Annotated in this window: 28 protein-coding genes and 1 riboswitch; of the genes, 4 read left to right on the top strand and 24 right to left on the bottom strand. The window is 72.0% G+C overall.

Going from position 1 to position 25,356, the window contains the following annotated elements:
- Positions 1-14: 14 nt before the first annotated feature.
- The 16 genes from AC2CHE_RS14665 to AC2CHE_RS14590 form a co-directional block, all read right to left on the bottom strand.
- Positions 15-530, bottom strand: coding sequence for an arginine repressor (locus AC2CHE_RS14665; RefSeq protein ID WP_281562115.1), 516 nt, complete (start codon positions 528-530; stop codon positions 15-17).
- Positions 527-1,456 (bottom strand): ornithine carbamoyltransferase, encoded by a 930-nt coding sequence (gene argF, locus AC2CHE_RS14660; RefSeq protein ID WP_484505447.1) that lies wholly within the window; start codon positions 1,454-1,456, stop codon positions 527-529. The genes AC2CHE_RS14665 and argF overlap by 4 nt, the downstream gene beginning before the upstream one ends.
- Positions 1,453-2,778, bottom strand: a complete 1,326-nt coding sequence (locus AC2CHE_RS14655; protein WP_484505446.1) for an acetylornithine transaminase — start codon at positions 2,776-2,778, stop codon at positions 1,453-1,455. The genes argF and AC2CHE_RS14655 overlap by 4 nt, the downstream gene beginning before the upstream one ends.
- The gene (gene argB, locus AC2CHE_RS14650; protein ID WP_484505445.1) at positions 2,775-3,707 is read right to left on the bottom strand and encodes an acetylglutamate kinase; all 933 of its coding nucleotides are present in this window, start codon (positions 3,705-3,707) and stop codon (positions 2,775-2,777) included. Before argB ends, AC2CHE_RS14655 begins: the two co-directional genes overlap by 4 nt.
- 67 nt (positions 3,708-3,774) lie before the next feature.
- Entirely contained in the window at positions 3,775-4,941 is a 1,167-nt protein-coding gene (gene argJ, locus AC2CHE_RS14645; RefSeq protein WP_484505444.1) for a bifunctional glutamate N-acetyltransferase/amino-acid acetyltransferase ArgJ, read from the bottom strand.
- Positions 4,938-5,939 carry an N-acetyl-gamma-glutamyl-phosphate reductase gene (gene argC, locus AC2CHE_RS14640; protein WP_484505443.1) on the bottom strand — a complete coding sequence of 334 codons (1,002 nt, stop codon included), beginning with the start codon at positions 5,937-5,939 and terminating at the stop codon, positions 4,938-4,940. Before argC ends, argJ begins: the two co-directional genes overlap by 4 nt.
- 185 nt (positions 5,940-6,124) lie before the next feature.
- Entirely contained in the window at positions 6,125-6,376 is a 252-nt protein-coding gene (locus tag AC2CHE_RS14635) for a hypothetical protein (protein WP_484505442.1), read from the bottom strand.
- A gap of 406 nt (positions 6,377-6,782) precedes the next feature.
- On the bottom strand, positions 6,783-9,359 hold the full coding sequence (gene pheT / locus AC2CHE_RS14630; protein ID WP_484505441.1) for a phenylalanine--tRNA ligase subunit beta: 2,577 nt from the start codon (positions 9,357-9,359) through the stop codon (positions 6,783-6,785).
- Between the two features lie 36 nt (positions 9,360-9,395).
- Positions 9,396-10,463 carry a phenylalanine--tRNA ligase subunit alpha gene (gene pheS / locus AC2CHE_RS14625; RefSeq protein WP_484505440.1) on the bottom strand — a complete coding sequence of 356 codons (1,068 nt, stop codon included), beginning with the start codon at positions 10,461-10,463 and terminating at the stop codon, positions 9,396-9,398.
- Between the two features lie 213 nt (positions 10,464-10,676).
- Positions 10,677-11,474: a TrmH family RNA methyltransferase gene (locus AC2CHE_RS14620; protein ID WP_484505439.1), complete on the bottom strand. Its 798-nt coding sequence runs from the start codon at positions 11,472-11,474 to the stop codon at positions 10,677-10,679.
- Between the two features lie 65 nt (positions 11,475-11,539).
- Positions 11,540-11,932, bottom strand: a complete 393-nt coding sequence (gene rplT / locus AC2CHE_RS14615; protein ID WP_484505438.1) for a 50S ribosomal protein L20 — start codon at positions 11,930-11,932, stop codon at positions 11,540-11,542.
- Positions 11,933-11,964: 32 nt separating this feature from the next.
- Complete coding sequence (gene rpmI, locus AC2CHE_RS14610; RefSeq protein WP_093404274.1) at positions 11,965-12,159, bottom strand: 50S ribosomal protein L35; 195 nt, start codon at positions 12,157-12,159, stop codon at positions 11,965-11,967.
- Positions 12,160-12,179: 20 nt separating this feature from the next.
- Positions 12,180-12,827, bottom strand: coding sequence for a translation initiation factor IF-3 (gene infC, locus AC2CHE_RS14605; protein ID WP_484505437.1), 648 nt, complete (start codon positions 12,825-12,827; stop codon positions 12,180-12,182).
- A gap of 302 nt (positions 12,828-13,129) precedes the next feature.
- A complete protein-coding gene (locus AC2CHE_RS14600) occupies positions 13,130-13,669 on the bottom strand; it encodes a PH domain-containing protein (protein ID WP_484505436.1) in 540 nt (179 codons plus the stop codon).
- 80 nt (positions 13,670-13,749) lie between these two features.
- Positions 13,750-14,595 (bottom strand): ATP phosphoribosyltransferase, encoded by an 846-nt coding sequence (gene hisG / locus AC2CHE_RS14595; protein ID WP_484505435.1) that lies wholly within the window; start codon positions 14,593-14,595, stop codon positions 13,750-13,752.
- A gap of 45 nt (positions 14,596-14,640) precedes the next feature.
- Positions 14,641-14,904: a phosphoribosyl-ATP diphosphatase gene (locus AC2CHE_RS14590; RefSeq protein WP_484505434.1), complete on the bottom strand. Its 264-nt coding sequence runs from the start codon at positions 14,902-14,904 to the stop codon at positions 14,641-14,643.
- A gap of 137 nt (positions 14,905-15,041) precedes the next feature.
- Between AC2CHE_RS14590 and AC2CHE_RS14585 the strand changes: the two genes are divergently transcribed.
- The gene (locus tag AC2CHE_RS14585) at positions 15,042-15,902 is read left to right on the top strand and encodes an ABC transporter substrate-binding protein (protein ID WP_484505433.1); all 861 of its coding nucleotides are present in this window, start codon (positions 15,042-15,044) and stop codon (positions 15,900-15,902) included.
- Between the two features lie 117 nt (positions 15,903-16,019).
- On the opposite strand, the gene ribH is transcribed toward AC2CHE_RS14585, so the two are convergent.
- The 6 genes from ribH to rpe all read right to left on the bottom strand — a co-directional run bounded on the left by ribH (position 16,020) and on the right by rpe (position 21,513).
- Positions 16,020-16,517 carry a 6,7-dimethyl-8-ribityllumazine synthase gene (ribH, locus tag AC2CHE_RS14580; RefSeq protein WP_484505432.1) on the bottom strand — a complete coding sequence of 166 codons (498 nt, stop codon included), beginning with the start codon at positions 16,515-16,517 and terminating at the stop codon, positions 16,020-16,022.
- A gap of 5 nt (positions 16,518-16,522) precedes the next feature.
- Positions 16,523-17,785: a bifunctional 3,4-dihydroxy-2-butanone-4-phosphate synthase/GTP cyclohydrolase II gene (locus AC2CHE_RS14575; RefSeq protein ID WP_484505431.1), complete on the bottom strand. Its 1,263-nt coding sequence runs from the start codon at positions 17,783-17,785 to the stop codon at positions 16,523-16,525.
- Complete coding sequence (locus AC2CHE_RS14570) at positions 17,782-18,402, bottom strand: riboflavin synthase (RefSeq protein WP_484505430.1); 621 nt, start codon at positions 18,400-18,402, stop codon at positions 17,782-17,784. The genes AC2CHE_RS14575 and AC2CHE_RS14570 overlap by 4 nt, the downstream gene beginning before the upstream one ends.
- Before the next feature lie 2 nt (positions 18,403-18,404).
- On the bottom strand, positions 18,405-19,466 hold the full coding sequence (gene ribD, locus AC2CHE_RS14565) for a bifunctional diaminohydroxyphosphoribosylaminopyrimidine deaminase/5-amino-6-(5-phosphoribosylamino)uracil reductase RibD (protein ID WP_484505429.1): 1,062 nt from the start codon (positions 19,464-19,466) through the stop codon (positions 18,405-18,407).
- A gap of 151 nt (positions 19,467-19,617) precedes the next feature.
- Positions 19,618-19,790: riboswitch (FMN riboswitch) on the bottom strand.
- A 57-nt stretch (positions 19,791-19,847) separates the two neighbouring features.
- Positions 19,848-20,831, bottom strand: coding sequence for a response regulator (locus AC2CHE_RS14560; protein WP_484505428.1), 984 nt, complete (start codon positions 20,829-20,831; stop codon positions 19,848-19,850).
- 1 nt (position 20,832) lies between these two features.
- The gene (gene rpe / locus AC2CHE_RS14555) at positions 20,833-21,513 is read right to left on the bottom strand and encodes a ribulose-phosphate 3-epimerase (protein WP_484505427.1); all 681 of its coding nucleotides are present in this window, start codon (positions 21,511-21,513) and stop codon (positions 20,833-20,835) included.
- A gap of 245 nt (positions 21,514-21,758) precedes the next feature.
- On the opposite strand from rpe, the gene AC2CHE_RS14550 reads away from it, so the two are divergent.
- Positions 21,759-22,643 (top strand): septum formation family protein, encoded by an 885-nt coding sequence (locus AC2CHE_RS14550; protein ID WP_484505426.1) that lies wholly within the window; start codon positions 21,759-21,761, stop codon positions 22,641-22,643.
- A gap of 86 nt (positions 22,644-22,729) precedes the next feature.
- Complete coding sequence (locus AC2CHE_RS14545) at positions 22,730-23,614, top strand: septum formation family protein (RefSeq protein ID WP_484505425.1); 885 nt, start codon at positions 22,730-22,732, stop codon at positions 23,612-23,614.
- 217 nt (positions 23,615-23,831) lie between these two features.
- On the opposite strand, the gene AC2CHE_RS14540 is transcribed toward AC2CHE_RS14545, so the two are convergent.
- Both AC2CHE_RS14540 and AC2CHE_RS14535 read right to left on the bottom strand, forming a co-directional pair.
- Entirely contained in the window at positions 23,832-24,026 is a 195-nt protein-coding gene (locus AC2CHE_RS14540) for a DUF397 domain-containing protein (RefSeq protein ID WP_484505424.1), read from the bottom strand.
- Positions 24,014-24,760 carry a helix-turn-helix domain-containing protein gene (locus AC2CHE_RS14535; protein WP_484505423.1) on the bottom strand — a complete coding sequence of 249 codons (747 nt, stop codon included), beginning with the start codon at positions 24,758-24,760 and terminating at the stop codon, positions 24,014-24,016. The genes AC2CHE_RS14540 and AC2CHE_RS14535 overlap by 13 nt, the downstream gene beginning before the upstream one ends.
- 320 nt (positions 24,761-25,080) lie before the next feature.
- Here AC2CHE_RS14535 and AC2CHE_RS14530 point away from each other — a divergent pair, with 320 nt between their 5' ends.
- On the top strand, positions 25,081-25,338 hold the full coding sequence (locus AC2CHE_RS14530; RefSeq protein ID WP_484505422.1) for a flavin reductase: 258 nt from the start codon (positions 25,081-25,083) through the stop codon (positions 25,336-25,338).
- Positions 25,339-25,356 lie beyond the last annotated feature (18 nt).

The raw sequence follows: 25,356 nt of genomic DNA, 5'->3' as shown, positions 1-25,356 counted from the left end.
CGACACGACCTCACTCATGGCGTACCGCTCTCTTCGGCGCTGTCGTCCCGGCGGGCCCAGCCGGCGAGTCGTTCACCGAGCGCGGCGCCACCGTCAGCGGCGCGCGCCACGACGAAGATGGTGTCGTCGCCGGCGATGGTGCCGACGACCTCCGACAGGCCCGCCCGGTCCAATGCGCTGGCCAGGTAGTGCGCGGCCCCCGGCGGGGTACGCAGGACCGCGATGTTGCCGCTGGAGTCGACCTCGTTGAGCAGTTCGCGCAGCAGCCGTACCAGGCGGGCCGGCGCCGCCTCGGCGTCGCGCAGCGGGCGATGGCCGTCCTCGGGGATGACGTAGACGGCTCGGCCGTCACCGCCCCGGGCGGTGACCGCGCCGAGTTCCTTCAGGTCCCGGGAGAGGGTGGCCTGAGTGACCTGCACGCCCTCGTCGCCGAGCAGCTCGGCCAGTTCGGTCTGCGACCGGATCGGCTTGTCGCGGATCAGCTCGACGATGCGGGCGTGCCGAGCGCCTCGGGTCAGTGGTGCGGTCATGTCGGCTCCCCGTGGAGAAGGAAGGTCAGCAGCGCCTTCTGGGCGTGCAGCCGATTCTCCGCCTGGTCGAACACCGCGCTGCGGGGGCCGTCGAGCACCTCGTCGGTGATCTCCTCGCCGCGATGCGCCGGCAGGCAGTGCAGCACGACGGCCTCCGGCGCGGCGTGCCCGAGCAACGCCTTGTTGACCTGGTACGGCAGGAACGGGGTGTTGCGGTCCAACCCGTCACCCTCCTGCCCCATCGAGGTCCAGGTGTCGGTGGCCACCACGTCGGCGTCCCGCACGGCGGCGACCGGGTCGGTGAGCACCCGGACCGAACCGCCGGTGCCGGCGGCGATCGCCTCGGCGCGGGCCACCACGTCCACGTCCGGATGGAAGCCGGCCGGACCGGCGACCCGCACGTGCATCCCGGCGGTCGCGCCGGCCAGCAGATACGAGTGGGACATGTTGTTGGCCGCGTCCCCGACATAGGCCATCGTCCGCCCCTGGGTGCCGCCACACCACTCACGGACGGTGAGCAGGTCCGCAAGCAACTGGCACGGGTGGAACCCGTCGGTCAGGGCGTTGACCACCGGCACGGTGGCGCCGGCGGCCACCTCCGCGATCCGCTCGTCGCCGTAGGTACGCAACACGATCGCGGCCACGTAGCGGGACAGCACCCGGCCGGCGTCGGCGAGCGACTCGCCCCGGCCGAAATGGGTGACCTGGGTGTCCACCACCAGGGGGTGACCACCGAGTTCGGCGATGCCGACGTCGAAGGAGATCCGGGTACGCAGGCTCTGCTTGTCGAAGAGCACCGCCACCGAGCGGGGCCCGGCCAACGGCGCGAACGCGAAGCGGTCGGCCTTCATCCGGCCGGCCAGATCGAGCACCGCGGACTGCTCGGCCGGAGACAGGTCGTCGTCGCGCAGGAAGTGCCGGATCATGCGGAAGCCTCCGTCGGCATCATCGTGTCGGTCGAGATCTCGGTGCAAGAACGCCCCTGAGCGGACGTGTCCGGGACAGGGTCCGCGGCGACCGCCGGAGCGGCGATCGGGGTCGTGCGACGCGACGGCGTCTCCCGGGCAACACGATCCGGAGTGTTCGTGGCCGCGTCCAGGGCGGCCGGCAACGCCGTCAGGAAGGCGTCGGCCTGGGCGGCGGTGAGGATCAAGGGCGGGGCCAGGCGGATCACACCGGGCTGGATCGGGTTGACCAGGAAGCCAGCCTCGCGCAGCGCCCCGGCGAGGGCGGCGGACGCCGGTGCGGTGAGGGTGACGCCGAGCAGCAGCCCCGCACCGCGTACCCCGCCCACCAGCGGATGACCGAGTGCCTCGATCCCCCGACGCAGCCGCTCACCGACCCGCTTCACGTGATCGAGCAGCCCCTCACCGGCGATCGTGGAAACCACCGCCAGGGCGGCGGCACAACTGATCGGGTTGCCGCCGAAGGTGCTGCCGTGCGAACCAGGGGCGAGTAGGTCGGCCGCCGGGCCGAAGGCCAGGGTCGCGCCGATGGGCAGTCCGCCACCGAGCCCCTTGGCCAGGGTCACCACGTCCGGTTCGACGCCGTCGGCCTGGTGAGCGAACCAGTGCCCGGTCCGGCCGACGCCCGTCTGCACCTCGTCCAGCACCAGCAGGGCACCGTGCCGGGCGGTGATCCGCCGGGCCTCGGCAAGATAACCGGCAGGCGGGACCACCACTCCGTTCTCGCCCTGAATCGGTTCCAGGATCACCATGGCCGTGGCGTCGGTCACCGCCGCGGCCAGGGCGGCGACATCACCGTACGGCACGTGGGTGACCTCGCCCGGCAGCGGACGGAACGGGTCGGCCTTGGCCGGTTGACCGGTCAACGCGAGGGCGCCCATGGTGCGGCCGTGGAAGCCGCCGACGGTGGCCACCACGTGCGAACGGCCGGTGCACCGGGAAAGCTTGAACGCCGCCTCGTTGGCCTCGGCTCCGGAGTTGGCGAAGAACACCCGCCCCGGCCGGCCGGCCAGCGCCAGCAGCAACTCGGCCAGGGCCACCGGCGGCTCGGAAACGTACAGATTGGAGACGTGGCCGAGGGTCGCGACCTGCTTCGACACGGCCGCCACCACCGCCGGGTGGGCGTGGCCGAGAACATTGACCGCGATGCCGCCGAGCAGGTCGACGTACTCTCGGCCGGCCTCGTCGACCACGACGGCGCCGGAGCCCGCCACCAGCGCCATCGGCGGCGTGCCGTAGTTGTCCATCATCGCCTGCCGCCAGCGGCTGACCAGAGCACTCATGAGGGAATCACCATCGTTCCGAACCCTTCCGAGGTGAACACTTCCAGCAGGGTGGAGCGGGCGACCCGACCGTCCACGACGTGCGCGGCCGGCACTCCCCCGATGACGGCCCGCAGGCACGCCTCCATCTTCGGCACCATGCCCGACTCCAGCGACGGCAGCAGCTTCGCCAACTCGTCGGTGCTGATCTGGCTGACCAGGCTGGACGTGTCGGGCCAGTCGGCGTACAGGCCGGGCACGTCGGTGAGCACCACCAGCTTGCGCGCCCGCAGGGCGACCGCGAGCGCGGCGGCAGCGGTGTCGGCGTTCAGGTTGTGCAACACCCCGTCCACGTCCGGCGCCACCGTGGAGATCACCGGAATCCGGCCGGCGGCGATCAGGTCGTCCACCGCCGAGACGTCCACCGACTCGACGTCACCGACCTGGCCGACGTCGACCGGCTGCCCGTTGACGTACGCGGGCCGCCGCACCGCCGTGAACAGCCCGGCGTCCTCGCCGGAGAGACCCACCGCGAACGGCCCGTACGCGTTGATCAACCCGACCAGTTCCCGGCCCACCTGGCCGACCAGCACCATCCGGACCACGTCCATCGCCTCCGGGGTGGTCACCCGCAGACCACCCCGGAACTCGCTGTCGATGCCCAACCGGCCGAGCATGGCCGAGATCTGCGGTCCGCCGCCGTGCACCACCACCGGCTTGAGCCCGACGTAACGCAGGAACACCATGTCGGCGGCGAAGGCCCGCTGCAACTCCGGGTCGACCATGGCGTTGCCGCCGTACTTGATCACGAGCGTGGCGCCGGAGAAGCGGGCCAGCCACGGCAGCGCCTCGATCAGCGTGGCGGCCTTCGCCTGGGCACGAGTCAGATCAGAACTCAGAGTCACCGAGCCACCTTCCGTTCGCGACTGCGGGACTCCGCTGCGCTGCATTCCTCGCGCTCACCGAGCCACCTTCCGTTCGCGACTGCGGGACTCCGCTGCGCTGCATTCCTCGCGCTCACGTTGAGTAGGCCGAGTTCTCGTGCACGTAGGCGTGCGACAGATCGTTGGTCCACACCGTCGCCCCGGCGGTACCGGCGTGCAGGTCGATCCGGATGGTGACGTCCCGGCCGGCGAGGTCTACCTTCGAGCGGTCCTCGGCCGCCGCGCCACCCCGGCAGACCCAGCTGCCGTTGATCGCCACGTCCAGGGCGTCCGGGTCGAACGCGGCGGTGGTGGTACCGACGGCGGCGAGGATCCGACCCCAGTTCGGGTCCTTGCCGAACAGCGCGGTCTTCACCAGGTTGTTGCGGGCCACCGCCCGGCCAACCTCCACCGCGTCGTCCTCGTCCGCAGCGCCGACGACCTCGATGGCGACCTGCTTGGTGGCACCCTCCGCGTCGGCGAGCAGCTGCTGGGCCAGATCGAGACAGGCTGCGGTGACCGCCGAGGCCAACTCCGCCTCGCTCGGCGCGACACCCGAGGCGCCGCTGGCCAGCAGCAGCACCGTGTCGTTCGTCGACATGCAGCCATCGGAGTCGACCCGGTCGAAGGTGACCCGGGTGGCCGCCCGCAGCGCGGCGTCGAGCGCCTCCGGCCCGGCCACCGCGTCGGTGGTGAGGACGCAGAGCATGGTGGCCATCGCCGGGGCCAGCATGCCGGCCCCCTTGGCCATGCCACCGACGGTCCAGCCGGCACCGGAGACGACGGTGGTCTTGGGTCGGGTGTCCGTCGTCATGATCGCTTCAGCGGCGGCGACGCCGTTGTCACCCAGGCTCCCGACCGCGGCGGCGACCCCGGGCAGGAGCCGGTCCATGGGCAGCCGTTCGCCGATCAGGCCGGTGGAGCAGACCGCCACCTCACCCGCGCCGATCTGACGCACGGTGGCCGAGACCAACGCGGCGGCGGTGTGCTCGGCGGTGGCGTGGGTGTCCTGGAAGCCGGCCGGGCCGGTGCAGGCGTTCGCGCCACCGGAGTTGAGCACCACCGCCCGCACGATGCCGCCCCGGACGACCTGCTCGGTCCAGAGCACCGGCGCGGCCTTGACCCGGTTGGTGGTGAAGACACCGGCGACACCGGCGTCGGGGCCGTCGTTGACCACCAGCGCCACATCCGGCTCGCCGCTGTTCTTCAGGCCGGCGGCCACCCCGGCCGCCCGGAAACCCTGGGGTGTGGTCACGGTCACGGTGCGGTCCCCCAGACGGACAGGCCCGTGGTTTCGGGCAGACCGAACATCAGATTGGCGTTCTGCACCGCCTGACCTGCGGCGCCCTTGCCGAGGTTGTCCAGCGCGGCGACCACGATCAGCCGACCGGAGTCGACATCGACGGTGGCCTGCAGATGACAGGAGTTGCCGCCGAGCGTGGCGGCGGTGTGCGGCCACCGCCCCGCGGGCAGCAGATGCACGAACGGTTCGTCCGCGTACGCCTGTGCCAGCACCGGGCGCGGATCGGCCTCGCCGGTCGGCAGCGCGGTGACCGTGGCCAGGATGCCGCGCGGCATCGGGGCCAGCACCGGCGTGAACGACAGCCCGGTCGCCCCGGTGGCCTGCTTGATCTCGGGTACGTGCTGGTGCGCGCCCACCTTGTAGGGCGACAGGTCGCCCATCACCTCACTGGCCAGCAGGTGCGCCTTGGCGGCCCGGCCCGCGCCCGAGGTGCCGGACGCGGCGACGACCACCACGTCGTCGGGTCGGGCGACACCGGCGGCGATCAGCGGGGCCAGCGCGAGGGTGATCGTCGCCGCGTAGCAGCCGGTGCTGGCCACCCGTTCGGCGGCGGCGATCCGCTCCCGCTGACCCGGCAACTCCGGCAGGCCGTAGGTCCAGGCACCCGCGTGCGGGCCCCCGTAGTAACGGGCCCAGGCGTCGGCGTCCACCAGCCGGTGGTCGGCACCGAGATCGACGATCCGGACCCCGGCGGGCAGTTGTGCCGCGAGAGCGGCGGACTCGCCGTGCGGCAGGGCGAGGAAGACGAGGTCGGCATCGGCCAGCACCTCCGGAGCGGTCGCACCGAGGGTCACGTCCAGCCCGGTCAGCTGCGGATGGACGGCGTCGAGCGGCTGCCCGGCCTGACTGTGCGCGGTCGCGGCGACCAGGTCGAACTCGGGGTGTCCGGCGAGCAGGCGGAGCAGCTCACCACCGGCGTACCCACTTGCCCCGGCGACCGCAGCCCGAATCCCCATACCTACCTCCGCATGACTATGCAGTGAGAATAGCCTCGAAGGGAAGTTACTGCAAGGTCATACGATTGTGCGCATGGTGATGTAGTGCGGGGGGGGGGGGGGGGGGGGGGGGGGGGGGGGGGGGGGGGGGGGGGGGGGGGGGGGGGGGGGGGGCCCGGGGGGGGCGGAGGCGGCCCCCCCCACGATCAGTTGGCCCGCCCCGACAGCCCGTGCTGATGCTCGTACGTCCGCAGCGCGGCGTCCCACGCCTGCGTGTACTCGGACGGCCCGAGACCGAGATCACCGTGGCCCTTCACCGCCTCCCGCAGCAGACTCACCAAATCCGGGACGGTGTCACGGCGCTCCACCACGTACCGCTGGAAGACCTCGGCGAACTGCTCGCCGGCCAGCCGCGCCGCATGCCCGGTGACCGGGTCGTCCTCCAGGCTCTGCAACACCGCAGCCCACCGGCGGGTCAGGTCGTCGGCCTGCCAGGCACGGATCTTCTGTAGCTCGTGGTGGCACTCAAGCTCGATCCGCTCGTGCTCGCGGGCGAGGTCGACCGCCCGCTCCCGAACGATCGGCCTGCCTCGGCACCGAGTGGCGGACGTGCGGGTTTCCAGCGGGTTGAACCTGTTCCCGGGACCAACCTACCGAGGCACCGGCACCGTCCTCCGCGTCCAGCTGCGCTGGTCGAACCGGCGACGGATCGACTTCACCTCGTACCCGGTCAAGATCAGAGTGGCCCGGGTCGTGGCGGAACTGCCCCGCACCCACGGTGAAGTGGTGGCCGTGAAGCCGAGGATGCAACGGGGGCCCCTTCTCCGCACGCGGCGTGCAGAAGGGGCCCCCGTTGCCTGCCTGTCAGGCGCCGCGGAGGGTGGCGCCGTAGCGTTCGGCGGCGCGGGCGACGGCGGCGTCGCGGGCGGCCACCGCCTCCTCGACGGTCAGGGTGCGGTCCGGCGCCCGGAAGGTGAGCTTGTAGGCCAACGACTTGCGGCCGGCGCCGAGTTGCTCCGACGCGTACACGTCGAACAGGCTGACAGACTCCAGCAGCTCACCGGTGCCCTCGACGAGCGCCTGGCGCACCTGCGCCGCCGGCACCGACTCGGCCACCACCAGCGCCACGTCGATCAGGGCCGGCGGGAACGTCGACACCGACGGCGCGCCGACCGGCGGGGCCGACGGCAGGGCGTCCAGGTCCAGTTCCATGGCGCAGGTCCGCCTCGGCAACTCCAGCGTCGCCACGACCTGCGGGTGCAGCTCACCGGCGTGACCGACCACCGTCCCGTCGACCAGCAGCTCCGCGCAGCGGCCCGGGTGCCAGGGGGCGTAGTCAGCAGACCGCACCTCGACCTGCCCGTCGGGTACCCCGGCGGCGGCGAGCACCGCGCGGCCCGCCTCTACGGCGTCCGCCCAGCCTGCCGCCCGCCCGCCGCCCCACCAGCCGGCCGGCTCGATGTCGCCGGTCAGCACGACGGCGGCGTGCCGGGGTTGGCGCGGCACCACCGCGTCGGCGGCGGCGAACTCCGCGTCGGTGGGACGCCGGTCGACGCCCATCGCCGGCGGGCTGCCGGCGTCCGGCCGAGGGTGGAAGACCGTGCCGATCTCGTAGAGGGACAGATCCCGCAGGCCCCGGCCGAGGTTGCGCCGGACGATACCGAGCAGCGGGCCGAGCAGCGTGGTGCGCAGCAGCGGCTCCTTCTCCGACAGCGGGTTGGCCAGCCGTACCGCGCGGCGGCGCGGGTCGTCGGTGGGCAGGCCGAGCTGGTCGGCCAGCTCGGTGGCGACGAACGGGTGCGCCAGGATCTCGACGTAGCCACGCTCGGCCAGAGAGCGGGAGACCGCCCGGTGGCGTCGCTGCTGCCAGGTCAGGCCCCGGCCGGGCGGCGCGGTCGGCAGCACCGACGGCACCCTGTCGTACCCGTCGAGGCGGACCACCTCCTCGACCAGATCCGCCGGGTCGGTCAGGTCGGGCCGCCAGGTGGGCGGGGTGACGCTGAGCGCCTCGCCGCCACCAGCGGCCACCGCCACCTCGCCCGGATCCTCGGCCAACCGGTCGGTGCCCCGCGTCACGGTGCAGCCGACCTGCTCCAGCAGGGCGACCACCCGGGCCGGCGGATAGTCCACACCGACCCGCCGGGTGGGCAGGTCGGCCGGCAGGGTGACCGGGGTACGCGGCCGGACGTGGTTGATGTCCAGCACCTCCTCGCTGGCGGTGCCGCCCGCGTACGAGGTGAGCAACCCGACCGCCCGGTCCAGGGCGACCAGCGGCAGCGCCGGATCCACCCCCCGCTCCCAGCGCTTCGCCGCCTCACTGAACAGCTTGTGCCGGCGGGCGGTGCCGCCCACCATCGCCGGGTCCCAGTGCGCGGCCTCGAAGAGCACGTTGACGGTGCCCGGCAGCACCTCGCTGGTCTCGCCGCCCATCACGGCGGCAAGCGAGATCGGCGTGCCGTCGCCTTCGGCGGCGAGCGGGTTCGGCAGCCCGGCGTCGCAGATGACCATGTCCTCGGGGGCGAGGGCACGGGTCACCCCGTCGAGCGTGGTCAGTTTCTCGCCCGGTACCGCCCGGCGCACCACGAGCGGGCCGGCGATCCGGTCGGCGTCGAAGGCGTGCATCGGCTGGCCGAGTTCGAGCATCACGTAGTTGGTGATGTCGACCGGCAGCGAGATGCTGCGGATGCCGGCGACGGTGAGTCGCTGCCGCATCCACTCCGGGGTCTGCGCCGCCGGGTCGACGCCGCGCACCATCCGGGCCGCGAACCGGTCGCAGCCGACCGGGTCACGCACCTCGACCGGGTACGCCGGCTCGGGTGTGCCGGGCGTCGCGGGCATCCGGCCCCGGTCGGAGTAGTCCAGGCCGAGGGCGTGCGCCAGCTCGCGGGCGAGCCCGCGCAGGGACATCTGGTAGCCCCGGTCCGGGGTGATCTCCACCTCGACGATGACGTCGTCGAGGCCGACCACCGGACGCGCGTCGTCGCCGGGCTCGGCCACCACGTGTTCGGGCAGCACCAGGATGCCGTCATGGTCGTCACCCAGGCCCAGTTCCCGGGCCGAGCAGATCATGCCGTTGGAGTTGCGCCCGTACGTCCGGCGGGCACCGATGGCGAAGCCACCCGGCAGGACTCCGCCGGGCAGGATGACCACGACCCGGTCGCCCGGGGCGAAGTTGCGGGCACCGCAGACGATCTCCTGCGGCTCGCCGGTGCCGTTGGCGGTGCCCACGTTCACCAGGCAGAACCGGATCGGCTTCTTGAAGCCGGTCAGCTCCTCGATCTCCAGGACCTCACCGACCACCAGCTGCCCGGTGACCGTGCCGGAGAGGTCCACGATGGACTCGACCTCGATGCCGAGGTCGACCAGGGCCCGCTCCAGCACGTCAACGGGCAGGTCGGGAACGTCGACGTACTCCCGCAGCCAACTGAGAGAAACTCGCATGATGTATAACCACCGTCTCCGTAACTCGCGCCCGCACTAAGCCCCGTGGCCGAACGCCCGGGTGAACCGGACGTCGCCCTCGACCAGGTCCCGCATGTCGCCCACGGCGTGCCGGAACATCACAGTCCGGTCGATGCCCATGCCGAAGGCGAAGCCGGAGTAGACCTCCGGGTCGATGCCGCAGGCCCGCAGAACCCGCGGGTTGACCATGCCGCAGCCACCCCACTCGACCCACTGTGGACCCTTGCGGTGTTCCGGGAACCACACGTCGAACTCGGCCGACGGCTCCGTGAACGGGAAGTAGTGCGGCCGGAACCGGGTCTTCGCACCCGCGCCGAACATCGCCCGGGCGAAGTGGTCGAGCGTGCCGCGCAGGTGCGCCATCGTGATGCCCTTGTCCACCACCAGGCCCTCGACCTGGTAGAAGACCGGGGAGTGGGTGGCGTCCAACTCGTCGGTGCGGTAGACGCGGCCGGGGACGACCACGTAGATCGGCGGTTTGCGGGTGAGCATGGTGCGCGCCTGCACCGGCGAGGTGTGGGTACGCAGCACCAGACCGGAACCCTCCGGTGCGATGTGGAAGGTGTCCATCAGCCCCCGGGCAGGGTGGTCGACGGGGATGTTCAGCGCGTCGAAGTTGGTCCACTCCAGCTCGACCTCGGGACCCTCGGCCACCTCGTAGCCCATCCCGATGAACAGGTCGCTGATCTGCTCCATCAGCAGCGTGATCGGGTGCCGGGAGCCACGCGGATGCCGGTCGTACGGGAGCGTCACGTCGACTCGTTCGGCGACCAGGACCCGCTCGGCCTGCTCGCGCTCCAGCACCTCGGCGCGGGCGGCGTGCGCCTGCTCGATGGCGCGACGCGCCTCGTTGACCCGCTTGCCGGCGTCGGCCTTGGCGGCCGGCGGCAGCGCGCCGATCTCGCGGCGGGCCAGCGAGACCGGGGCCCGGTCGCCCAGGTGCGCCGGGCGCACCGCGGCCAGCGCCTCGGGGGCACCGGCGGCGGCGAACGCCTTCTCGGCCTCGGTCACGGCCTCGGCCAGTGCGGCCGGGTCGAGCAGGGCGACCTGCTTCGGGTCGTACGGATCATTGCGGTAAGTCATGGCGTACGGGCACTCCCTCACGACGGCGCCGGCCCTCGCGGGCGGCTAGGCGAGTCTACGGACGCGCGGCTGTGCCGCAGCCCGCCGGTGGGAGTCGCGTGGAGAGCAGGTCAGGCCCGCCGCCCGCCGACACCGGCGGGCTGGCTAAACGAACGCCGTGGTGCGTTCACCATCGGGGCCGCATCTCCTCCGTCATGCGCGCGTGACCTCGGGTCAGCGCTGTGCTCTGGCTGAAGAGTACAGGCAGACGGCCGCCGCCGCAGCCAGGTTGAGGCTCTCGGCCCGCCCGTGCAGCGGCACCCGGACCCGGGCGTCGGCGGCCTCGGCCAGCTCGACGGGCAGGCCGTGCGCCTCGGAGCCGAACAACCAGGCGGTCGGTACGCCCAGCCGGCCGGCGTCGAGCAGCTCGTCCAGGTCCTCGTCACCGTGGCCGGTGGCCGCGAGCACGGTAAGCCCGGCGGCCCGGGCGGCGGTGAGCGTCGCGACCGGGTCGCGTTCCCGGACCACGTCGACGTGGAACAGGCTGCCCGCGGACGACCTGACGCACTTGCCGTTGTACGGGTCGACGGCGTCACCCGCGAAGATCACCACAGTGGCGCCGGCCGCGTCGGCGGTACGCAGCACCGTGCCGGCGTTGCCCGGGTCACGGATGCCGGCGAGCACGGCCACCAGTCGGGGGCTGCGGGACAGCGCGACGGCCAGGGACACGTCGAGGTGCCGGCAGACGGCGACCAGCCCCTGCGGGGCGACGGTCTCAGCGAGCGCGGCCAGCGCCTCGTCGGTCACCTCGGAGACGGGTACGTCGTCGCGGGCGGCGCTCGCCGCGAGGTCGGCGTACCGGTCGAGGGCGGCGGGGGTGCCGAACAGCTCCAGCACGGTGCGGGATCGGCTCAACGCCTCCCGGACCGCCTGCGGTCCTTCGGCGAGAAACCGACCCGAGGCGTCGCGTTCGCGACGACGCTGAAGTCGGCGCGCGGCCACCACCCGGGGCGTACGCGGTGTGAAGGGCATGGTCTGGACCACACGCGCGAGGCGTCCCCCGTTGCCGAGGGACGCCTCGCTGCGCTGGATGGGACTCAGGCGGCCTGGGCGGGCGCGCCGCCGGTGCCCTCGGCCTGCACGGCGACCCGGGCCAGCTCGACGATCGCCGCGAACGCGGCGGCGTCGTTGACCGCCAGGTCGGCCAGGATCTTGCGGTCGACCTCGATGCCGGCCAGGCGCAGGCCCTGGATCAGCCGGTTGTAGGTCATCCCGTTGGCGCGGGCACCCGCGTTGATCCGCTGGATCCACAGCTGCCGGAAGTCGCCCTTGCGGTCGCGACGGTCCCGGTAGGCGTACTGCATCGAGTGCAGCACCTGCTCCTTGGCCTTGCGGTACAGCCGGGAGCGCTGACCGCGGTATCCGCTCGCGGTCTCCAGCAGGGTACGGCGCTTCTTCTGGGCGTTAACAGCCCGCTTGACGCGTGCCATCTCAACTCCTTCTTGGATTCAGGTGGCGCGCGTCAGCGGCCGAGCAGCTTCTTGATGCGCTTGACGTCAGCCTTGGCCACCTCGACCACGCCCGTCAGTCGGCGGGTGCGGGTGGAGGGCTTCTTCTCCAGGTTGTGGCGCAGACCGGCCTGCTGCTTCGTGATCTTGCCCTTGCCGGTCACACGGACCCGCTTGCCCATCCCCGTGTGGCTCTTCATCTTCGGCATGTGGAACGTCTTCTCCCCTGCTACTGACCGCTGGTGTCAGCGGTCGCGCCGGTCTCACCGGCTGCTGCGCTCTCACTTGTCACCGCAGGTTCGGCGGCCGCGGCGGCGGGTTCCTCCGCGGTCCGCTCCCGAGGGCCACCACGGGACGCCGTGGCGGCGACCGCGGATGCCTTCACGGCCCGGTGCGGAGCGAGAACCATGATCATGTTTCGGCCGTCCTGCTTCGGAGCGGACTCCACGTATCCCAGTTCCGTGATCTCGGACTCGAGCCGGCGCAGGAGCCGGTAGCCCAGCTCCGGGCGGCTCTGCTCGCGACCGCGGAACATGATCGTCACCTTGACCTTGTCGCCGGCCTTGAGGAACCGCACCACGTGACCCTTCTTGGTCTCGTAGTCGTGCGGATCGATCTTCGGCCGGAGCTTCATCTCCTTGATGACGGTCTGCTGCTGGTTACGCCGCGCTTCGCGCGCCTTCAGTGCGCTCTCGTACTTGAACTTGCCGAAGTCCATGAGCTTGCACACCGGCGGGCGCGCCATCGGCGCAACCTCGACCAGGTCCAGATCGACGTCCGCGGCCAGCTGAAGGGCGCGCTCCAGCGGGACGATGCCCACCTGCTCACCCTCGGGGCCGACCAGTCGGACCTCACGTGCCCGGATCTGATCGTTCACGCGTGGTTCGACGCTGATGGGGCCTCCTCGAGTCGGATCTTCATGCGTGGCCGACCCGGCGGCTCCCGGTGGGAACCGCGCCCGGAAAGTAGAAGGCCCCGGCGTATGCCAGGGCCTGCTCGACCGGTCGGCACGATCACAGGATCGCGCATCCGGCACCGGGACGTGCCCGGAACCGGTGACCGGACCCGGCCGCCGGATGCGGCGACTCAGGTGGGAGCAGGCGCTCCGCTTTCACGGCCACCCGCCTGAGCGGACAGCCTGGTCGACTTGACAACACTACACCCTCGGTGACGGCGACCTCAAACCGGGCGCTGACCCGCCGCCCGCGCGGCGAGCGCGGCCAGATGCGCCTTGTGCAGCCGGCGCAGCGCGCGCACCCCGTCGACGGCGAGCTGCTTGTCGGCGGCCTGGAGGGCGACCACCGGCAGCAGGTCGTCGTCGTACAGCTCCAGGGCCGCCCACGGGGCGCCCCGGTCGAACCGGATCCCCCGGACGACCTCCCACGGCAGCTCGTACGAGCCGATGATGTTGCGGACCCGCACCCCCCGCACGTCCGCCTCGACCCGGGGCCGGGTGAACAGCAGGGCACCCAGGGCGAACACGATCCCGAGCCCGATCATGGCGAGCTGGTCACCGCGCTGGAAGGTGCCGTACCCGTTACCGGTCGGCCCGGTCAGCGTGGTGGCGACCAGCGTGAAGACCACGACCAGCAGGACGGCCGACACCCCGCAGACCAGTCGGATCCGTCGCGGCCGCAGCCGGATCGACTCGACGCCGGCCGCCTGCTCACGCTCGCCCGTGCCGGCGCTGGGCTGCGCCGCGTCCCGCCGCTCACTCATGGCCCAAGTCTGCCATCCGGTTCCGGCCGGTCGGCCGCCGCCACACTGACGTGGACCTCACGTGCCGTCTGGGCAGCGGCTCACAACCGGCAGGCGTGGATGTTGGTGACCAGGATCGCGCGGGCGCCCAGTTCGTAGAGTTCGTCCATGATCCGGTGCACGTCGTCGCGGAGCACCATGGCCTCCACCGCCACCCAGCCCTCCCGGTGCAACGGCGAGACCGTCGGCGACTCGATGCCCGGGGTGAGCGAGCTGGCCCGATCCAGCAGCCCGGCCGGCACGTCGTAGGCGAGCATCACGTAGCGGCGGGCCACCAGCACCCCGTGCAGCCGGCGCAGCAGCTGCTCGGCCTGCGGGTGCGAGGCCGCGCCGGTGCGGCGTACCAACACCGCCGAGGATCGCAGCAGCGGCTCACCGAAGACGACCAGACCGGCCTGGCGCAGCGTGGCCCCGGTCTCGACCACGTCGGCGACCACGTCGGCGACGCCCAACCGGATGGCGTTCTCCACCGCACCGTCGAGGCGGGTCACGTCAGCCTTGACGCCCAGCTCGGCGAGGTGCCGCTCGACCAGCCCCGGGTACGCGGTGGCGATCCGGTGCCCACCCAGCTCCCGTACGTCGTCGACGTCGTCCGGTCGGGCGGCGAACCGGAAGGTGGCCCGGGCGAAGTTCAGGTCGACGACCTCCTCGGCCGGCGCGCCGGAGTCGATCAGCAGGTCCCGGCCGGTGATGCCGACGTCCAGGTCGCCGGAGCCGACGTAGGTGGCGATGTCCTTCGGCCGCAGGTAGAAGAATTCGATGTCGTTGGCCTGGTCGCGGCAGACCAGGTCCTTGGTGTCGGTGCGCTGGCGGTAGCCCGCCTCACGCAGCATCTGGGCGGCCGAGTCGGCCAGGGCACCCTTGTTGGGCACGGCGACACGCAGCATGACGGAGTGCTCCTTCGATCGGTTTCGGTTCGACGGTGGGGGCACTCACAGATGTCGGTAGACGTCCTTCAGGTCGAGACCGCTGGCGAGCATCAGCACCTGGACCTGGTAGAGCAGCTGGGAGATCTCCTCGGCGGTGCGCTCGGGCCCCTCGTACTCGGCGGCCATCCACGACTCGGCCGCCTCCTCGACGACCTTCTTGCCGATGAAGTGCACACCCTTCTCCAGTGCGGCGACCGTGCCCGAGCCGGGGGCGCCGGCCGCGGCCTTGGCCTGCAGCTCCGCGAACAACTCCTCGAACGTCTTCACGGAGACGAATTCTCGCAGTCGCCGAGGGTCGACCCGAGCACCGGGTCGGTGGTGACCGGTGGACGGGACCGGCACACCGACCGGGGCGGTGGGACAACCCTTCGATCCTCGCCTATGTTGGTCGTACGCTGTCCGCCATGGTCACCACCCCACGTATCCTCGCGTTCGCCTCCGCAGCAGCCGTCCTGCTCGCGGCCAGCGCCTGCACGCCACAGGCCCGGCCCGCGCCCATGCCGACCGTGTCGATGGCGTGCGCGAGGGGAAGCCTGCCCACCCAGACGCCGGGCAAGCTCACCATCGCCACCGACGAACCGGCGCAACAGCCGTGGTTTGTCGACGACAAGCCCGAGAACGGCGAGGGCTTCGAGTCGGCCGTGGCCTACGCGGTGGCCGAGCAGCTCGGCTACGCCCGTGACGACGTCACCTGGACCCGGGTGGGGTCCGACGCCGCCATCGGCCCCGGACCCAAGACCTTCGACTTCGGCGTCGACCAGTTCTCGATCAGCGAGGAGGGCAAGCAGGCGGTCGACTTCTCCGCGCCGTACCACCTGGTCCGGCAGGCGGTGATCGCGCTGAAGTCCTCCGAGATCGCGGGCAGGACCTCGCTCGCCGAGCTGCGGGACGCCCGGCTCGGCGCCCATGCCGGCACGACCAGCCACCAGGCCATCACCGACGTGGTCCGACCCACGTCCGAACCACGGGTCTACGACAACGACGACGACGCCAAGAAGGCCCTGCGGAACGGAAAGATCGACGGCCTGGTGGTGGACCTGCCAGCCGCGTTCCGCCTCACCGGCACGGAGATCGACAACGCGGTGATCGTCGGACAGTTGCCCCAGGTGGGCAGCCCGGAGGCGTTCGGGCTGCTGCTGGAGAAGGACTCGCCGCTCACCGGTTGCGTCAGCGCGGCGGTCGGACAGCTCGCCAGCAACGGCGTGCTCGAACAGCTGGAGCACCAGTGGCTCACCCAGGCCGCCAAGGCCCCCGACCTCACCTGACCGGCGCGCCGCACCCCCGCCACCCACGTGTTGATCAAGCAGTTTCGTCTCGTGAGCGGACTTTCGACGCATGCTTCTTGATCGACCGGGCAGGGGCGGGTGTGTGAGTGGGGTTGGTCAGGTGGTGAAGCCGAGGGGGTGGGTGGCGGTGGCGGTCTGGCGGATGGCGAGGGCGGCGTCGAGGGCGGCCACCGTCGACGACCAGCCCTTGTCCTCGGCGGAGTCGGGCAGGCCGGCGCGGTCGCGGGCCTGCTCGATGGTGTCCACGGTGAGCACGCCGTGCGCGACCGGCTTGCCCTCGTCAAGGGCGACCCGGGTCAGGCCGTCGGTGACCGAACGGCACACGTAGTCGAAGTGGGCGGTGGCACCGCGTACCACCACGCCGAGGGCGACCACCACGTCGCAGCGCCGGGCCAGGGCCTGCGCCACCACGGGCAGCTCCACCGAGCCGGCCACCCGAGCCACCACCGCCCGCGCACCGCACGTCTGCGCGGCGGCGACCGCCCGGCCGAGCATGTGGTCGGTCAGCTCACCGTGCCAACGCGCGGCGACCACACCGACGGTCATCCCGGCCGCGTCCACCGGAGCCGAACCCGGCTCCCCGAAACCCGCCATCTCTCCTACGCTCCGATCTCTGTCCCCGGGACCGTACGCCCCATCGGCGCCTCGGCCACCTCGTCGAGCTGGTCGATCAGGTGACCCATCCGGTCCCGCTTGGTCCGCAGGTACCGTACGTTCTCCGGGTGCGGACGCACCGGCAGCCCCTCGCGACCGGTGATGGTCAGGCCGTAGCCCTCCAGCCCCGCCCGCTTGGCCGGGTTGTTGGTCAACAGCCGCATCGAGCGGACCCCGAGGTCGTAGAGGATCTGCGCGCCGGTGCCGTAGTCGCGAGCGTCGGCTGGCAGGCCGAGGTCGAGGTTGGCGTCCACCGTGTCGCGGCCCTGGTCCTGCAACTGGTACGCCTGAAGCTTGTGCAGCAGCCCGATGCCGCGTCCCTCGTGACCGCGCACGTAGAGGACCACGCCCCGCCCCTCGCGGGCCACCCGGTCCAGGGCGGCGTTGAGCTGCGGCCCGCAGTCGCAACGCACCGACGAGAAGACGTCGCCGGTGAGGCACTCCGAGTGCACCCGGACCAGCACGTCTTGGCCGTCGCCGATCTCGCCCATCACCAACGCCACGTGCTCGGCCGAGTCGTACTCGCTGCGGTAGCCCAGCGCCCGGAACACCCCGTGCTCGGTGGGCATCCGCGCGTCCGCGACCAGCTCGACCTGCTTCTCGGTACGCCGCCGGTACGCGATCAGATCCGCGATGGTGATCAGGGTCAGCGAGTGCTCGGCGCAGAACTTCTCCAGGTCCGGCAGCCGCATCATGGTGCCGTCGTCGTTGACCAGCTCGCAGAGCACCCCGGCCGGACGCAGCCCGGCCAGCCGGGTCAGGTCCACGGCCGCCTCGGTGTGCCCGGGACGTCGCAGCACCCCACCCTTGCGGGCCCGCAGCGGCACCACGTGCCCCGGACGGGCCAGGTCCGTCGGTCCGGTGGCCGGGTCGGCGAGCAGCCGGATGGTGTGCGCCCGGTCGGCCGCCGAGATGCCGGTGGTGACCCCCTCCCGGGCGTCGACGGTCACCGTGTAAGCGGTCTGCCGCCGGTCCTGGTTGGTGTGGTGCATGGGCGGCAGGTCGAGCCGATCGCACTCGCTCTCGGTGAGCGGTACGCAGATGAAGCCCGAGGTGTGCCGCACCGTGAAGGCCAGCAGTTCCGGGGTGGCCAGCTCGGCCGCGAAGATCAGGTCACCCTCGTTCTCCCGGTCGGCGTCGTCGACCACCACGACCGGACGGCCGGCGGCGATCTCGACCAGGGCCTGCTCGATGTCGGCGAAGGTCATGCCGGCACCTCCGCTCCGTCGGCCGCGCGGCCGCCCAGCAGCCGCTCGACGTACTTGGCCAGCACATCCATCTCCAGATTGACCGGGTCACCCACCGACCGGTTGCCGAGCGTGGTCGCCGACAGGGTGGTGGGGATCAGACCGACGGCGAACCAGTCGGCACCGACCTCCGCCACGGTCAGCGAGACCCCGTCGACGGTGATCGAGCCCTTCTCCACCACGTACCGGGACAACACGGCGGGCAACCGGAACCGGACCGTCTCCCAGCGCGGCGCCGGCTCGCGGGAGAGCACCTCGCCCACGCCGTCGACGTGCCCCTGCACCAGATGACCGCCGAGGCGGCTGCCCAGCGCGGCAGCCCGCTCCAGGTTGACCCGGTCACCGGCACGCAGCCCGCCCAGCGCCGAACGGCGCAGCGTCTCGCCCATCACGTCGGCGGTGAACACCCCGCCGTCGACGTCGACGACGGTCAGGCAGACCCCGTTGACCGCGATCGAGTCGCCGTGCCGTGCGTCGGAGGTGACCAGTGGGCCACGAACCGCTACCAGGGACGAGTCTTCCGCCGTCGGAGTCACCCCGACGACCTCGCCCAGTTCCTCGACGATGCCGGTGAACATGCCTAGCCCTCCCTCTTCCGGGGCAGCGCGGTGATCCGCAGGTCGGGACCGACCTGCGTAACGTCGGTGAGTTCCAGGTCGATGGCCTCGGCGATGGTGGTCACACCCGCGTCGACCAGCGCGGCCGGTCCGGCCCCGAGCAGCCGGGGCGCGAGGTAGCCGACCACCTGGTCGACCAGGCCGGCGGCGAGGAACGCCCCGGCGAGCCGGGGCCCGCCCTCCAGCAGCACGGCCCGTATCCCACGGGTGTGCAGGGCGGCGAGCAGCGCCGGCAGGTCGACGCCCCCGTCCGGGCCGGCGCCCACCTCGTGCGCGGTGGCCACCCAGGTCCGGGCGGCGCCGTCGCGGACCCGGGCGTCATCCGGGGTACGCCCGGCGGAGTCGACCACCACGCGCAGCGGCTGCCGGATGGCCAGGCTGCCGTCGCGCAGGTTGCGCACGGTGAGGCGGGGATCGTCGGCGAGGACCGTGCCGACGCCGACGAGCACCGCGTCGACAGTGGCGCGCAGCGCGTGCACGTCCATCCGGGCGGCCTCGGAGGTGATCCACATGCTGGTGCCGTCGGCCGCCGCGGACCGGCCGTCCAGCGTCGCCGCGTACTTCCAGATCACGTACGGCCAGCCCCGACGCATGGCGGTCAGCCAGGCCACGTTGCCGCTCTCCGCCTCGGCCTCGCGTACCCCCACGTCGACACGGACCCCGGCGGCGCGCAACGTGGCGGCGCCGCCGGTGGCGACCGGATTGGGGTCCGGTACCGCGATGACGACCCGGGCCACCCCCGCCTGGACCAGCGCGGTGCTACAGGGGCTGGTGCGCCCGACGTGGTCGCAGGGTTCCAGGGTGACCACCGCCGTGCCGCCCTTGGCTCGCTCGCCGGCCTGGGCCAACGCGACGATCTCGGCGTGCGGTCCCCCGGCGTAGGCGTGGAAGCCCTCGCCGGCCACCTCGCCGTCGGCGTCGAGCAACACGCAGCCGACGACCGGATTGGGACTGGTGGTGCCGAGCCCGCGCGCCGCGAGTTCGATCGCGCGACGCATCGCCTCGTCCACGGAGACGCTTGCCATCGCCTGCCGTTGCCCTCTCGCTCGTACGCGCGGGCAGGGAGTTCGGCCGGGTGGCCACGGGCAGGCAGCGGAATCCGGGTACGGCACAACCGCCCCGGCCGGGACGCGCGCACGCCGGAGCCCGGCGAGCCACACGGCCCCCTTCCGTCCCGCGCGCTGTCTCCCATCCGGACTGTCTGGGCGCGGACGAACCGCCCCCAACCGTCGGCCCCGGATTCTCACCAGGTCCACCGGGCGGACGAACCGCTCCCGGGTCGCGGGCTTACCACGGTCGGACCGTGGATCACCGCCGGTTCGGAATTACACCGAGTCCCGCCAGCGCGTGGTGGGTACTGAGCAAAGTCTTACACGTCCGGCGGGGCGGCGGGCGACCCGGGCGAGCTACTTCACATGACGGTTACCGGAGTCGGCGACGCCGCGACGGCGATCCACCGCCACGTACGAGCCGGGTTGGCTCTTGGCCACGGTCTTCATCTCGGAGGCGACAGTCATCGCCTCCAGCGGGTCGGTGATGCGCTTGTCGGCGTCGGAGATGGCGACCCCGATGGAGAGGGTGACCAGCGCCGCCCGGCGGATGTTGCCCCGCCGGTCCTTCAACTCCACGTAGCCGCGTTCCCGGTCGGTGGGATCGTAGAGGGCGTCCGCGGCCTTCTCGAAGTCCGACGACACCCGCAGGGTGAGTGGCCGTACCTGCTCGGGGGTGCACACGAAGACGAAGTCGTCACCGCCGACATGGCCGAGGAACGCCGGCGGCAGGGCCACCGCGACGACCGCCCGATGCAGGCTGCGGGCGAGCGCGGAGATGAAGCCGTCACCCCGGACGAACCCGTACCGGTCGTTGACACTCTTGAACCGGTCGATGTCGATGTAGCCGACGGCGTAGTCCGCGCCGCTGCGGACCCGGTCGGCGATCTCCCGGCGGATCCGGCTGTTGCCCGGCAGGCCGGTCAGCGGGGACACCTCCCGGAACTCCTTGTTGCGCCGCAGCGTGGAGCTGACCCGGGCGACCAGCTCGGCATTGTCGAAGGGCTTGACCAGATAGTCGTCGGCACCGGCGTTGAGCCCGTGGACCTTGTCCTGGGTCATCCCCTTGGCGGTCAGCATGATCACCGGCAGGGCGGCGGTCATCGGGTCGGCACGCAGTCGCCGGGTCAGTTCCAGCCCGTCCACCCGCGGCATCATCAGGTCGACCACGGCCAGGTCGGGCCGCTGGCGTTCGATCAGCTCCAACGCCTCCTGGCCGTCGGCCGCGAGGATCACGTCGAAGCCCTGGATGCGCAGGTTGAACGCGACGAAGCGGGCGATGTCCTCGTCGTCGTCGACGACGAGGATCACGTCCTTGCGATCGTCGTCGGGGGCGTCCACGTCAGGCCCCGGCCGCCGCGCGCTCGGCCAGCCCGCGCAGCCGGCGTACCGCCTCGGCCGGATCGTCGGCTGCGTAGACGGCGGTGCCGGCCACGAAGGCGTCGGCGCCCGCCGCGGCCGCCTGCTCGATGGTGTCGGCGGCGATCCCGCCGTCGACCTCGATGCGCAGCTCCAGGTGGCCGGCGTCGACGTGGCGACGCGCGGCACGGACCTTGTCCAGCAGTTGCGGGAGGAAGCGCTGCCCGCCGAACCCGGCCTTGATGGTCATGACCAGCAGCGTGTCGAAGCTGGGCAGCAGGTCGAGGTACGGCTCGATCTGGGTGTCCCGGTCGATCGCCAGCCCCGCCTTGGCACCGGCCGCCCGCAGGTCCCGGGCCAACGCCACCGGGTCGTCACAGGCCTCGGCGTGGAAGGTGACGTTGTACGCCCCCGCGTCGGCGTAGCCGGGCGCCCAACGCTGCGGGTCGGTGATCATCAGGTGCACGTCGAAGGGCAGCTTGGTGGCGGCCCGCAGGCTCTGCACCACGGGCAGCCCGATGGTCAGGTTCGGCACGAAGTGGTTGTCCATCACGTCGACGTGCAACCAGTCCGCGGCGTCCTCGACGGCACGGACCTCCTCGGCGAGACGGGAGAAATCGGCGGCGAGGATGCTGGGCGCGACGATCGGCGGCGGTACGGTCACAGGGCCAGTGTACGAACGCGGCCAGCAGCCACGGCAGCGTGCCAGCAACCGGGACACCCCGTGACCCGGAGGTGACCAATGGTGCAGAATGACCCCCTTCGAACCGATGAAACGGAATGAAGCTCAGCTTCCACTGGCCAGACGACCGATTCGCGGCAACACTCCATCGGGGACGGTGGCGTAGCGTGCAGGCCGGTGGGCGCGGGAACCGGCAGCCGGGCGGCAGTTCCCGGAAAGGGCGGACGATGCGACGGTGGCTCGCGGCACTGGCGCTGACCAGTGTGGCTGCGATGGTGCTCAGCGGCTGCGTGCGGCCGGGCGGAACCGACGGCGATCTCACCGACGACTGGCAGACACTGCGGGCACCCACCATGTTCGTGCCAGCCACCGGCGCCTGCCTGCCCCGGGTCAACGCGGTGGTTCAGGCGAGCACGTACGAGACCGTGGACTGCGCTCGCAACCATCTCGCCGAAACGGTCCACGTGGGCGCCTTCACCGACGCAACCGAGGGCGAACGCCCGGAACCGGGGTCGGCGGCGTTGCGTACCGCCCGCGCGGAGTGTGACCAGCGGGCGCGCCTGGTGCTCGGTGGTGACTGGCACACCGCCCGGTTGACGCTCAACATCTCGCTGCCGTCGGCGCCGGCCTGGCGCGGCGGCGCCCGCTGGTTCCGCTGCGACCTGAGCGAGACCGACAGCATCGACAACACCCGGCCGGTCAACCGCACCGGCAGCCTGCGCGGCGCGCTGATCGGCGACTCACCGCTGGTGCACCGTTGCTTCGACCCGAAGCTCATCGGCGACAGCCTGAACTACATGGCCCCGGTGCTGTGCACCGAGCCGCACGGCGCCGAGTTCGTCGGCGTCTACGTCGAGCAGGACATGAGCTGGGAGCAGTTCGTCGGCGCGGCCGGCCAGGCCCACAAGCGGTGCATGGAGCTGATCGCCGCCTTCGCGGACGTGCCCAACAACGCCGACCTGCCCTACCGCGCCGGTTCCATCTTCTACCCGCCGTCACAGCGGGAGTGGGAGGAGGGCGACCGGGGGGTGCGGTGCATCCTGTGGAGCGACGACCGCAAGCTCACCGGCTCGATGCGCGGCGTCGGCCCACAGGGACTGCCTGTCACCTGAGCACGGCGCGGAAACGGCTCGGCCGGTCGATGTGCCCGGTGCCGTATGCTGCCGCTTCGACAGCGGGGACCGGGAGGGCGACAGGGATGCGACGATGGCTGACCGGAGTCGCCCTGGCGACCGTGGTGGCGCTGGCGGCGACCGGCTGCACCAGGCCGGCCGGCACCGATGGTGATCTGGTCGACGACTGGGCGTCGATGGCTGCACCGGCGGTCTTCACGCCCGGCTCCGGCACCTGCCACGGTCAGCCGCAGGAGGTCGGCTACCTCAGCGCGTACGCACCGGTGGACTGCGCGCAGCCGCACCGGGCCGAGACCCTGCACGTCGGAGCACTCACCGAGGCGACCGGGGCCCGACCACCGGCGGTCGGCAGCAAGGGGATGCGCACCGCGTTCGGCGAGTGCGACCGCGAGGCCCGCGAGACGTTGGGCGGCGACTGGCGCGGGGCCCGGATCGGGCTCACCGTCGTCCTACCCTCGCCGCAGGCGTGGACCGGCGGCGCGCGGTGGTTCCGCTGCGACGTTCACGAACTGCGCGGGCTCGACGCCCCGATACCCGTGCGCCGCACGGCCAGCCTGGCCAGTGCGCTGGACGGGTCGTCCCCGCTGCGGCACCGCTGCTTCAACGCCCGCACCGAGGGCGACGAGGTGACCGAGATGGTCGCCGTCGAGTGCACCGCGAAGCACCGGGCGGAGTTCGTGGGTCTGTGGCAGGCACCGGAGAGCAGCTGGTCGGAATTCCTGGAGAACCCGGCGCGGAGCCATAGTGGTTGCCGCAGCGCCATCGCCCGCTACGCGAAGGTGCCGGACGACGGCAACCTCCATTACCGGGTCGGCACCATCTTCTACCACCCGTCGGAAGGCGAGTGGCGCAGCGGCAACCGGTCGGTGCAGTGCCTCCTCTGGATCGGCGACCGCACCCTCACCCGGTCGATGAAGGGCGCCGGCACCCAGGCCCTCCCCATCACCTGACCCCCAGCCCCAGCCCGTCGCCCCGTCGCCCCGCGGAATCTTGGAGAGTTCCGTTCTTCCCGAACGGAAACTCTCCAAGATTTCAGCTTCGGGTACCCGAATCGTCGGTGCGAAGCGGGCCGGCGAAGCGGGCGGGGCGGTGGGTGCGATGGCGTTCCTGGGCTCATGGCGAAGCGCCCGCCCCCGTGGGGGGACGGGCGCTTGCGCGCGGATCGGGTCAGGACCGCCCGGCGGCACGGGCGACGAACGCCCGCCAGGCCGCTGGAGCGAAGACCAACGCCGGACCGGTCCGGTCCTTCGAGTCGCGGACACCGACGACGCCGGGAAGGTTGTCGGCGACCTCGACACAGTCGCCACCGTTCGAGCTGCTACGGGTGCTGGTGCGCCACACGGCGCCGGTCAGGACAGCCATGATCGTGCCTCAAGGAAGTCGATGGTCTGGCGGCGCGGCAGCGCCACCGACCGCAGGGTATCCCAAATCGACCAGAGCGCGGCGGTGTCGTTGGTCAGCCGGCCGGCGGCCTGGTCGTCCAGGTACGCGACGTCGCCGTCCTCGGTCGTCGCGATGACGAACGGCCCCGCCTGCCCGGGGTGCAGGCCGGCGTCGAGCGGCAGTACGTGCAGCAGGATGTTGGGTCGCTGCGCCAGCCGCACCAGGTGATCCAGTTGCGGGTGCATGATCTCCGGGGCGCCGCGACGAAGCGCGAACTCGTCGATGACCGCGACGAAGAGCGGCGGTTTGCGGCGTTCGAGGACCGACGACTGCCGGCGCATCCGGGTCTCGACGTAGCCGGCCACCTCGTCCGGGGCGAGCAGCCCGCTGCTGAGCACCGCCGAGGCGTACTCGGGGGTCTGCAACAGGCCCGGGATGACCGCTACTTGAAAGGACCGCAACGCGGTGGCCTGGAGTTCCGTCTCCACCCAGGGCCGGAGCCAGGCCGGCTCACGCCGCTTCAAGACGTCCGGCCAGATGTCCTCGATGTCCCGCCCGAGCGCCGCAGCCGCCACCGCGCGGTGCCGGGGATGCGGCACCCGCCCCGGAGCAACCCACCGGGCCACCGTCTTGGGATCCACGCCTACCTGTTCGGCGAGGCTCTCGGCGGTCGCTCCCGCGTCCACCATGGCTGCTCGCAGCGCCTGATTCATGCCGCCTCCCGCATGACGTCCTTGACGTCTGTAGAACCTATGCCTACGCCCTGTAGTCGTCCACATTCACCACGCGATGGTTTTCGTGGGCGGCGCGTGCGGGCCTTGGGACGGCAATCCCGCTCGCCGGGTCGCCGGGGGTCGCCCCCGGGCGAGCAGACCGGGGCGACCCCCTCCAACCACGACGGAGGAGACACAGCCATGGGCGAACGAATCGGCGGGCGCGGAACCGATGTCCGCGCAGAAGCCGGCGCGTGACCGGTGACCGCGCGGGAGGGCGGCACACCCCGGGTCCGCTCCGGCGTCGCGAGCGTGACCGGATGAACGGCCGGATCGAGGCGCACGTCCCGTCCCGCCCGACGTGGCGCTGCCGGGCCTGCGGGGCCGCCTGGCCCTGTTCTCCGGCGAAGCTGAATCTGCTCGCCGTGTACCGGGAGGACAAGCCGGCGCTCATGGTGCGCTTGGTGGAGTTGCGCGAAGAGGCCGCCGAGCAGCTCGCCGGGCTGGAGCCCGGCGGACACCTCCCCGATCTGCACCGACGGTTCACGGACTGGGTTCCCGTCCGGTCCGCCGAATAACCACCCGCCCCGGTCGCT

The organism is Micromonospora sp. ATLC16, from assembly GCF_057196645.1.
Note: the sequence above shows the minus strand (reverse complement) of the source record. Positions and strands in the feature narration are given on the sequence as shown.

Excerpts from the sequence above, each read along its gene's own strand:
- AC2CHE_RS14665 (WP_281562115.1), bottom strand. The coding sequence starts at position 530 with ATGACCGCACCACTGACCCGAGGCGCTCGGCACGCCCGCATCGTCGAG.
- argF (WP_484505447.1), bottom strand. The coding sequence starts at position 1,456 with ATGATCCGGCACTTCCTGCGCGACGACGACCTGTCTCCGGCCGAGCAG.
- AC2CHE_RS14655 (WP_484505446.1), bottom strand. The coding sequence starts at position 2,778 with ATGAGTGCTCTGGTCAGCCGCTGGCGGCAGGCGATGATGGACAACTAC.
- argB (WP_484505445.1), bottom strand. The coding sequence starts at position 3,707 with ATGCAGCGCAGCGGAGTCCCGCAGTCGCGAACGGAAGGTGGCTCGGTG.
- argC (WP_484505443.1), bottom strand. The coding sequence starts at position 5,939 with ATGGGGATTCGGGCTGCGGTCGCCGGGGCAAGTGGGTACGCCGGTGGT.
- pheT (WP_484505441.1), bottom strand. The coding sequence starts at position 9,359 with ATGCGAGTTTCTCTCAGTTGGCTGCGGGAGTACGTCGACGTTCCCGAC.
- pheS (WP_484505440.1), bottom strand. The coding sequence starts at position 10,463 with ATGACTTACCGCAATGATCCGTACGACCCGAAGCAGGTCGCCCTGCTC.
- AC2CHE_RS14620 (WP_484505439.1), bottom strand. The coding sequence starts at position 11,474 with ATGCCCTTCACACCGCGTACGCCCCGGGTGGTGGCCGCGCGCCGACTT.
- rplT (WP_484505438.1), bottom strand. The coding sequence starts at position 11,932 with ATGGCACGCGTCAAGCGGGCTGTTAACGCCCAGAAGAAGCGCCGTACC.
- rpmI (WP_093404274.1), bottom strand. The coding sequence starts at position 12,159 with ATGCCGAAGATGAAGAGCCACACGGGGATGGGCAAGCGGGTCCGTGTG.
- AC2CHE_RS14600 (WP_484505436.1), bottom strand. The coding sequence starts at position 13,669 with ATGAGTGAGCGGCGGGACGCGGCGCAGCCCAGCGCCGGCACGGGCGAG.
- hisG (WP_484505435.1), bottom strand. The coding sequence starts at position 14,595 with ATGCTGCGTGTCGCCGTGCCCAACAAGGGTGCCCTGGCCGACTCGGCC.
- AC2CHE_RS14585 (WP_484505433.1), top strand. The coding sequence starts at position 15,042 with ATGGTCACCACCCCACGTATCCTCGCGTTCGCCTCCGCAGCAGCCGTC.
- ribH (WP_484505432.1), bottom strand. The coding sequence starts at position 16,517 with ATGGCGGGTTTCGGGGAGCCGGGTTCGGCTCCGGTGGACGCGGCCGGG.
- AC2CHE_RS14575 (WP_484505431.1), bottom strand. The coding sequence starts at position 17,785 with ATGACCTTCGCCGACATCGAGCAGGCCCTGGTCGAGATCGCCGCCGGC.
- AC2CHE_RS14570 (WP_484505430.1), bottom strand. The coding sequence starts at position 18,402 with ATGTTCACCGGCATCGTCGAGGAACTGGGCGAGGTCGTCGGGGTGACT.
- ribD (WP_484505429.1), bottom strand. The coding sequence starts at position 19,466 with ATGGCAAGCGTCTCCGTGGACGAGGCGATGCGTCGCGCGATCGAACTC.
- AC2CHE_RS14550 (WP_484505426.1), top strand. The coding sequence starts at position 21,759 with ATGCGACGGTGGCTCGCGGCACTGGCGCTGACCAGTGTGGCTGCGATG.
- AC2CHE_RS14545 (WP_484505425.1), top strand. The coding sequence starts at position 22,730 with ATGCGACGATGGCTGACCGGAGTCGCCCTGGCGACCGTGGTGGCGCTG.
- AC2CHE_RS14540 (WP_484505424.1), bottom strand. The coding sequence starts at position 24,026 with ATGGCTGTCCTGACCGGCGCCGTGTGGCGCACCAGCACCCGTAGCAGC.
- AC2CHE_RS14535 (WP_484505423.1), bottom strand. The coding sequence starts at position 24,760 with ATGAATCAGGCGCTGCGAGCAGCCATGGTGGACGCGGGAGCGACCGCC.
- AC2CHE_RS14530 (WP_484505422.1), top strand. The coding sequence starts at position 25,081 with ATGAACGGCCGGATCGAGGCGCACGTCCCGTCCCGCCCGACGTGGCGC.